Source organism: Stenotrophomonas sp. YIM B06876 (genome assembly GCF_030711595.1).
Taxonomy (GTDB): domain Bacteria; phylum Pseudomonadota; class Gammaproteobacteria; order Xanthomonadales; family Xanthomonadaceae; genus Stenotrophomonas.
Genome location: NZ_JAUJUJ010000317.1, coordinates 1 through 961, shown reverse-complemented (window position 1 = coordinate 961; position 961 = coordinate 1). Strand labels below are relative to the sequence as shown.

1 protein-coding gene is annotated in these 961 nt (G+C 67.5%); it reads left to right on the top strand.

Going from position 1 to position 961, the window contains the following annotated elements; genetic code table 11:
• Nucleotides 1–182 precede the first annotated feature (182 nt).
• On the top strand, nt 183–961 hold a 779-nt coding region (gene dusA, locus QZH66_RS17005), incomplete at its 3' end, for a tRNA dihydrouridine(20/20a) synthase DusA (protein WP_305807029.1).

Below are 961 nucleotides of genomic sequence, written 5' to 3'. Positions count from 1 at the left end.
GGGCTAGTGGAATCTCATTTTGATAGCTGCCAGCGCATGCCCACCAATGGTTAGCGCCCGATTTGACTTAAAAACCATGCGGCACGCCGCCCAGGAGGCAATGGGATAATCGGGCCATGTCTGAAGCCGCATCCGCGCCCACTGCCCCCTCGCTCCGCCCCGCCCCGCACAACCCCTGGCGCATGTCCGTCGCGCCGATGATGGACTGGACCGACCGCCACTGCCGCTACCTGCACCGGCTGCTGAGCCGCCACACCCTGCTCTACACCGAGATGGTGAACAGCGGCGCCATCGTCTATGGCGACGCCGAACGGCACCTGCGCTTCAACGCCGAGGAGCAGCCGGTGGCATTGCAGCTGGGCGGCAGCGAGCCGGCCGACCTGGCGCGCAGCGCGCGCAAGGGCGAGCAATGGGGCTACAGCGAAATCAACCTGAACTGCGGCTGCCCGAGCGAGCGCGTGCAGCGCGGCGCGTTTGGCGCCTGCCTGATGAACGAGCCCCGGCTGGTGGCCGACTGCGTCAAGGCCATGGTGGACGTGGTGCAGGTGCCCGTCACCGTCAAGCACCGCATCGGCATCGACAAGGGCGAGGACTACGGCTTCGTGCGCGACTTCGTCGGCACCGTGGCCGAAGCCGGCTGCACGACCTTCATCGCGCACGCCCGCAACGCCTGGCTCAAGGGCCTGAGCCCGAAGGAGAACCGCGAGATCCCGCCGCTGCGCTACGAGGTGGTGGCGCAGCTCAAGCAGGATTTTCCTCAGCTCACCATCGCCATCAACGGCGGCCTGGCCAGCGACGCGGCCGTGCTGGAACAGCTGGCGCAGGTCGACGGCGTGATGGTCGGGCGCGAGGCCTACCACAACCCCTGGTGGCTGGCGCGCTGGGACGAAGTCTTCTACGGCGATGCACCCAACCAGCTGACGCGCGAGGGCATCGAGGCCGCCATGGTGGACTACATGGC